General features: G+C 55.1%; 6 protein-coding genes and 1 pseudogene. 5 read left to right on the top strand and 2 right to left on the bottom strand.

Annotation, left to right across the window (positions count from 1 at the left end; genetic code table 11):
- Positions 1-127 precede the first annotated feature (127 nt).
- The 4 genes and pseudogenes from IGW03_RS32015 to IGW03_RS32000 form a co-directional block, all read left to right on the top strand.
- Positions 128-796, top strand: a pseudogene (locus tag IGW03_RS32015) (integrase core domain-containing protein); the annotation flags it as partial.
- A 565-nt stretch (positions 797-1,361) separates the two neighbouring features.
- Positions 1,362-1,793, top strand: coding sequence for a transposase (locus tag IGW03_RS32010; protein WP_194726509.1), 432 nt, complete (start codon positions 1,362-1,364; stop codon positions 1,791-1,793).
- Positions 1,794-2,078: 285 nt separating this feature from the next.
- Positions 2,079-2,495: a DUF6640 family protein gene (locus IGW03_RS32005; RefSeq protein ID WP_194726508.1), complete on the top strand. Its 417-nt coding sequence runs from the start codon at positions 2,079-2,081 to the stop codon at positions 2,493-2,495.
- A gap of 234 nt (positions 2,496-2,729) precedes the next feature.
- Positions 2,730-3,764 carry a phospholipase A gene (locus tag IGW03_RS32000; RefSeq protein ID WP_228536223.1) on the top strand — a complete coding sequence of 345 codons (1,035 nt, stop codon included), beginning with the start codon at positions 2,730-2,732 and terminating at the stop codon, positions 3,762-3,764.
- A 463-nt stretch (positions 3,765-4,227) separates the two neighbouring features.
- Here the strand turns inward: IGW03_RS32000 and IGW03_RS31995 are convergent, their stop codons facing one another.
- Positions 4,228-5,520, bottom strand: coding sequence for an IS5 family transposase (locus tag IGW03_RS31995; protein WP_194726507.1), 1,293 nt, complete (start codon positions 5,518-5,520; stop codon positions 4,228-4,230).
- Positions 5,521-5,647: 127 nt separating this feature from the next.
- Positions 5,648-6,286, bottom strand: coding sequence for a TetR family transcriptional regulator (locus tag IGW03_RS31990; protein WP_194726506.1), 639 nt, complete (start codon positions 6,284-6,286; stop codon positions 5,648-5,650).
- Between the two features lie 178 nt (positions 6,287-6,464).
- Between IGW03_RS31990 and IGW03_RS31985 the strand changes: the two genes are divergently transcribed.
- Positions 6,465-7,700, top strand: a complete 1,236-nt coding sequence (locus IGW03_RS31985) for an efflux RND transporter periplasmic adaptor subunit (protein WP_194726505.1) — start codon at positions 6,465-6,467, stop codon at positions 7,698-7,700.
- Positions 7,701-7,704 lie beyond the last annotated feature (4 nt).

Below are 7,704 nucleotides of genomic sequence, written 5' to 3'. Positions count from 1 at the left end.
TTGAATCCGCTTGCGTGGTTGCGCCTTGTTCTCTTGCTCATGCTTTGCTCCTTGGTACGGTCTTTCGACCGGTTTCATCAAGCAAAGCTCCACTTATCTAGCTGTCCAGATTTCCGGGGCCACCTCTATCTTTGTTTCGCCCTCCGGCGTGCGCTCGGTCTGGCTGCGCCGGGACCTGGAATCGTTCAAGAAGCGCCTGTCTGCGCTTGAGCGCCATGTTGCCCATACCGGCGAAGTCTTGACCGAAGCGCAGGTCGTGGCGCTGGAGAAGAAGCAGGAGGATGACGTCGCCCATGGCGAGATCGAAACGGCGTATCCCGGCTACCTGGGCAGCCAGGACACCTTTTATGTCGGCACCATCAAGGGTGTGGGACGCATCTACCAGCAGACCTTTGTCGACACCTATTCAAAGTGGGCTGCGGCCAAGCTGTACAACACCAAGACACCCATTACCGCAGCGGACTTGTTGAATGACCGGGTCTTGCCGTTCTTTGCTGAACAGCGCATGGGCGTCATCCGCATGCTGACCGATCGCGGCACGGAATACTGCGGCAGGCCGGAATCGCACGATTACCAGCTCTACCTGGCCTTGAATGACATCGAGCATACCAAGACTAAGGTACGGCACCCGCAAACCAATGGCATTTGCGAGCGCTTCCACAAGACCGTTCTGCAGGAGTTTTACCAGGTCGCGTTCCGGCGCAAGATTTACCGGACCATCGAAGAGCTGCAATCCGACCTGGATGAGTGGCTGAACTATTACAAGTACGTTTCATACTACCCCATCAAGCTATGTGGTTGATAGATCGAATAAATTTTTCTGCGCCATTGGGGAGCCCTGTAGCGTGTACGCGATCCCATTGCCATACGACGAGAGCAAGTCGCGATATGGACAGAATTGCAACTCCGATAAGCAATGTGACAATCACGCTTGTGAAGGGGCCGGCCCATTTGGTGAGACGTACGAACCGTGCCAAATTAATTTGTAGTTTTGCTTTCTCGTCTAGCACTGTTCTATTCATAATTATGATGGTCGAAAAGGTGCAACGACCTTCCGTTTTTGTCATGAACGTCGCTTGGGTAAATATTCTGGGGTAGGTGGCATCACTAATCACTTGCAACATTTGCAAGGCCTACAAAGCTCCACGCCATCAATGTTCGGAAGTGAAAGGCATAGCAATTCCCAAAAGACGCCAAGAATAGCTAAGGCAACGTTAAGAGCCCGTTAAGACCAGCACCCTATGCGACGTCTATATGTTATACCATTGTTATAACTTCATAGGTGCGTCACATAAGTGCATCCTGATACCTTTGGCGCGGAGATGAGGCTGAGTCTGCGTTTTCCGGAGATCAAGCGTTAGATGAGCGGGCTAGCTGTCACGCGCGGAGTAAAACTGAGCCACTGGGGGTGCGCTTGGTTACTTCAACTTGAATATCGCAGCGATGTCGAGGTGGAGAGCCGGCGGCAGTTCACCGATCTGGGCTGCAAACTGAATCCTCAGATCGGCGAGTCATGTGCCTTGGCTCAACAGTTTATTGCCATGGTGAGAAAGGAATTACCTGTGCACCTAGACAGCTGGATCAGGCAATCTTGTGAAAGCGGTAGCTTGGAGCTGCGTCGCTTTGGAGAGGGCTTGGAGCAGGACCACGCCGCTGTGAACGCGGCGCTTACGAGCAGTTATAGCAACGGCATGACTGAAGGACATATCAACTGCCTCAAGATGCTCAAGCGGCAGATGTATGGAAGGGCGAGCCCCGTCCTGTTACGTATCCAAGTATTGCATAGGGAGTAATTTGGGGCTGTCATCACAAAAAGTGCGGAAGAGCCAATAAATAACGCCAGTGGTACGTAAGTATAAGCGTTAATTCAATTATACACTAACTCCGTGAACTTTATTCATCGGGCACTACCAAATAGATACTTGAACTCATTTCATAGATGCGAGCGCGTGCCCTCGCATCTATGAAATGAGTTTAATTGGATTGGCCGACCGAGCGAGGAATTACCCCTTGTCGTTTCCGTAGGTCTGATCGAGCGTAGAGGGACGAGTATGAGACGGGAGCGAATCGGAATTTCGATGCTGTATGCACTGGCGACTGTCACTGCACTCGGTGGTTTCGCAGCGGACTTCAATCGTACTCATCTTTTTAATCCTGCCTGGAGCGCACATGCTAAGTTCCATGATGCAATGACGATTAGCCTTGGACTCTTCCTCGGTTTGCTGGGGCTGTATTTTCTTGCGCGTCGTGCGCACGGCGATTTACAGTTGTTGAATTTGGCCAGTCTTTTCCCAGCAGTTTTTTGGGCTTCGATGGTCGTTAGCTTTTTCTTTCCTGGAGCGGGCGGACTTGATGCTGACTTTCCCCATTTAGTTCCTGTTGTTGCTGGGATGCGAATCAATGAACTGCCGGTAGCACTTCTTATGCTGTTGCTTATAGCGGTAGCAGCCCGCATGGCACGGCCAACCAGAACATTCCTCCAGCATCACCATTGATTCACCGAATGGATGGATGCATACTGTGGAGAGGTGGTTGCAGGAAATCAAACGGCAGCATAAGTAGTTGCTTTGCATCACAACGCTGGGTCAGAAAGACAAGTGGCGGGCGGCACCCTTACGTCCGCAAGGCTATACTCAACGCAATGGGATTTCTGCTTAAACAAACGGACTACCCCTGCACTGTTCATATTTCAAATTTTTGAACTTTCCTAGAGAAAGGATGGCGTAAAATTGAAAGGACCATCCGGATTGGCCGCAGCGGGGCTTCTTGCATTCGCTTATACGAATGTCGGTGCTCAGTCACTTCCAGCAGATCCCAATGCATGCCAATTGATTTCGGTGAACGAAGAGCGCTTGCAATGTTACGACCGAGTCTTTGGACGAAATGGTGACAATAATCTTCGGCAGAGTCCGAAACCGATCGAAACAGTAAGCGAACCGTCAGCTTATGACAACGGTAAGGTTCCACCGAAGACTTCGTCCCATATGGCAGAGCACTGGGAATTGGATGAAGCCAGCAAGCGAGGAACTTTCTACTTTCGCCCTCATCGAGAAAACTATCTCGTCGGCACCTATAACCCAGACCCAAATGATGCGCCTTATCGGCCTTTCCGACTGATCAACCCGGATGCTGAGTTGTCGCGCGGCGAGCTGGCATTTCAACTGAGCTTCAAGCTAAAGGTCGCAGAGAAGCCGGCAAACCTGCCTGTAGATGTCTGGTTTGGTTATACTCAGCGCAGCTTTTGGCAAGCCGGTAATCAGGAAGCCTCAAGCCCTTTCCGGGAAACCAATTATCAGCCCGAACTGATGGCGGTAGTACCGACAAACCTGAACCTGCTCGGGTTACGACTACGCTTTCTGAATCTTGGCCTAGAGCATCAGTCAAATGGACAGGGGTCTCTTCTCTCGCGTAGCTGGAATCGAGTCTATCTTCAGGCGGGGCTGGAAAAAGACGATTTCGAGTTTCTAGTGCGCGCCTGGAAACGCTTCAAGGAAGACGCGGACGAGGATAATAATCCCCGCATCACAGACTACTTAGGCCACGGCGACATCGTAGGAACATATCGTTGGAATGGGCACGAACTTTCTCTACTGATGCGCCATAACTTTAATACCGACAAAGGCGCAGCCCAACTCGGCTGGGCTTTCCCTCTATCCGAGCGCCTCAAGGGTTACGTGCAGGTTTTCTCCGGCTATGGCTATAGCTTAATAGACTACAACGTTTCTCAGCGAATTCTGGGCCTGGGCGTAAAGGTGAGCTATTGATCATAGCTTCACAGCAGCTCTTACCAGCGATGAGGTAAGACAGCGCGGAGTGTCGAAGCTCCCGTGACGTCAGTTCGGTTGCTGTGCGCGTCCTATAAGTTGGACAGCCGTCAGATGGATCATCCCAAGCACATTCTGCCCAAGCCATTCATCTGTCGGCTCGGTGTTGAAAGGACCGTTGCCGGTAGCGCGTAAATTTTACCCGAAGCGGCCGGAAATGGAAGACGCAGTGTTCGCCTCGGCAGAATCTAGCTCCTAGTAATCTGATATTCGCGAATGCTCGACGCTGTCAAGCGACACTGTCGCCAATTATGGGCTTCAAATGGAGCGACACCGTAATCGCCATCCTGCATCAGTTCATGCGTGCTGCAAGGAAGCCGACGGCGATGCAAGCATCGACGGGCACCGCGTGGGTTGACGCCGTCGGAGCCTAGCTAGTCATCCCTGAAAAAGTATGGAGTCATTAGGCTAGTGCATCAATTGACGGGAAGGAAGAGCCAAGCCGATGCAAGATTTTGCGCAAGTTGTGCCCAGCGGCGCAAAGCATGGCGTTCATCGCATCGCCGGTGACACCTTTGAGGAAGTTGCGGGCAAGGCGACCATCGGCCTTCATATGTCCGATTACCGGTTCAATTGCATTACGTCGCTTAAGTCGTTTTTTAATCAAGTTGGTCACGCCTCGTTTGGCCCCTGCTACCCACACCGACAAGCGTTGCGGCCGGTGCCCCTTGTAGCCGCGATCGACGAATGCCTGTTTGGGTGTGATGCCAGTGAGGTTGATCGTTTGTTCGATGGCTGCTTCGAGAGTGTGTCCGTCATAAGGATTGCATGGCAGTGACTGCATGCCCACCACAAAGTTGTCGCGACTGGTCGTGACGACGCTGACTTTGACGCCAAACTCATAGTGTTTGTGCGCCTTGCCTTTGGCGATGCATTCCACTTCAGGCGCATGCACACTATAGATCTTGTTTTTGTCGTGACGCTGCTGTGCATGAATCCGATGACCTATGTTGAGCCAATTCCGGAAGCGGTCTTCCAGGGCAGGGGCGGCTTGAATCTTGCGTTCAATATCACGCATGACCCGTCCGAGATAGGTGCGTAGCCGCTTTTGCTCGCGTCGTGCTCGTTTCATCTGCCGCGCATGTGCATAACGTGCGTTCATCACCAACGCTTGTTTGCCCAAGCGCTCGTAGCTTTGACGCAGGTGCATACCGGCCTTCTTCGCTTCCCGCACCAAGGCAGCACGTGCCTTGTGATAGAGCCGGCCATCAGTCGGGAAGGCGATCGCCTTCTCCTGGACAGTGGTATCCACATTGACCGCATCTAGCGAGGCTGGCACGATGGTCTTGGTGATCAGGCCGGCATCAATCGTTAGCTTAAGCAGGAACTCACAGCCGCTTGCGCCGATGCGTTTGCGAAAGCGCGACATCTGGCTGGGATCGATAGGTAAGCGATACTGGAAATACTGCTCTCCGCAAAAATACTGCCAATACGGATTCTCGGCCCAATGCATGACGACTTGTTCATCTGAGAGATTGAAGGCATGCTTAAGATAATGAAGGCCTACCATGAGTTGGACCGAAATGGCAGGCCGACCACGGCCTGGGACGTACAAGGGGCCGAACTGGGCGCTTGCCGCCTGCCAATCCATCTTGCCAGCCAAGATAACCAACGCATGGCGCGGGTCGACCATGCTGACCAACTCACGAGGCGCAAGGGCCGGATCTTGCGCAGGAGGAATCTCTTTGGGGGCCATGAATTCACCAGAAAATCGTAGCGGCGTACCCTATTTCTGGTGAATTCAAATCCCCGAAGTTCCCCACTAACCCGCGTCGGTACTGGCTTGCATCAGTACTTCAGGCTCGACTAGCTACATGGCGGGACTAGGCTTTTTTTCTTAGGCTCGCTGCGTAGCGCACCATGTCCAAGCAGGCGTCCACCAGGCGCTCCACCTCCTCAACCAGACGGAATGATTCCTTGGAGAAGAGCCAATTCCTGAGGATGCCGTCAATGGCCCCGTGGAACGTGATGGCTGCCAACGGGATGTCGAGGTCGTCGGCTAGCTGACCCTTCTTCACCGCCTGCTGCATCACCTTCTTGAGGTGGGCGCGGCCGTCCAGGAACGCTTCTTGCTGCCGGATGTACGCCGGATCCACAGGATCCACGAATTCGCACTTGTTGAACAGAATGTCGGACACCTTGCGCAGATGCACGTCGGTGGCGGCTTGGGTCAGAAAGAAAACGCAGATCTTGCGAAGGTGGCCAAGCGGGTCGTCATTGTCAGGTCCTTCGCCGGATGCTGCCAGTTCTTCCATCGGCAGTCGCACGCGGTCGCACATGGCATTGAAGAGGTCGCTCTTGTCCTTGAAATGCCAGTAGATCGCACCCCGCGTCAGCCCCGCTGCCGCCGCGACTGCCTCAAGAGTAGTGCGGGCATAGCCCGCGCGATGGAAAACATCCTCTGCGGCATTGAGCAGGTGATGCCGTGTTTCGAGCGCTGCTTCCTTGGTTTTTCTAACCATCGTCGGTGTATCGGAAATAAGTAGGTGGACGGTCGCGTAGGCATGATAGCTACATTCAAGATTGTATGTATAATACACTTTTTTTGCCCTCCACCAGAACATAGATTGCGCTGCCCGCGCCCGTCAGCCCACATGCGCACCATGCAGATCCTATTATTTTTGCCCCCGAGAAACCTTCATGAGAGCACTTAACCGATACAATCCGCTGGCGGTAGCCCTCGCTGCCACGCTGACCCTGTCAGGCTGCGGCGACCAGGTCGCAAGCGCCTACGCGCAAGCCCCGAGCGGCATGCCGCCCCCCGAGGTCTCGGTAGTGACCGCCGCGCCGGAGCGGCTCACGCTGACCAATGAATTGCCCGGCCGACTTGAAGCCACCCGCACCGCCGAAGTCCGGGCGCGTGCGGCCGGCATCGTGACCAAGCGGGTGTTCAGTGAGGGCAGCGAGGTCAAGGCAGGCGAAATCCTGTTCCGCATCGATCCGGCGCCGTTCGAGGCGGCGCTCAACAGCGCCCAGGCCAGCCTGGCCAGGGCTGAAGCCAACCTGGGACAGACCACCACCACCGTTCAGCGCTACAAGCCGCTGGTCGAGACCAATGCCATCAGCAAGCAGGAATACGATACGGCGCTGGCGGCGCAGAAGCAGGCGGCGGCCGACGTCCAGTCCGCCAAGGCGGCAGTGGCGACGGCGCGTCTCAACCTCGGCTATGCCACTGTCAACGCCCCGATCTCCGGGCGCATCGGTCGTGCGCTAGTGACAGAGGGCGCGCTGGTTGGCCAAGGAACCGCCACGCCGCTGACCACCATCCAGCAGCTCGACCCCATCTACATCAACATCACGCAGTCGGCTTCCGAGGCCCTCAGGCTGCGCCGCGCAATGAGCGCTGGCCAGTTGCAGAAGGCCGGAAAGGACGAGGCTAGAGTCACCGTCGTGACGGAAGACGGCGAGATCTACCCCCACCCGGGCAAGCTGCTGTTCTCGGACCAGACAGTCGACCCGAGCACCGGCGCCATCACGCTGCGGGCCCTGGTACCTAACCCCGACCGATTCCTGCTGCCCGGCATGTACGTGCGGGCCAGGGTCGAACAGGCCGTGCGCGAGAACGCGATTACCCTACCCCAACAAGCCGTGCAGCGCATGCCCAACGGCTCGTTCGTGATGGTGGTCAGCGAGGACAACAAGGTGGCTGCGCGCCCGGTCAAGGCCCAAAGCGCAATCGGCGACAAATGGGTCATCAGCGAAGGCCTCAAGGGCGGCGAGCGCGTAATTGTCGAGGGTTTCCAGAAGGCTCCTCCCGGTGCTGTCGTCAAAACCGTACCATGGAAGCAGGCCGCCAACGGCGCACAACAGGGAGCACAGCCTGTGCAGTCCGCTGTACAACCGGGTGCCCAGCAACAGCCGGCCGCATCCAAATAAGAGA

The organism is Noviherbaspirillum malthae (assembly GCF_015352985.1).
GTDB lineage: Bacteria > Pseudomonadota > Gammaproteobacteria > Burkholderiales > Burkholderiaceae_D > Noviherbaspirillum > Noviherbaspirillum malthae.
The sequence above is the reverse complement of the archived record's forward strand: the minus strand, read 5'-3'. Positions and strand labels throughout refer to the sequence as shown.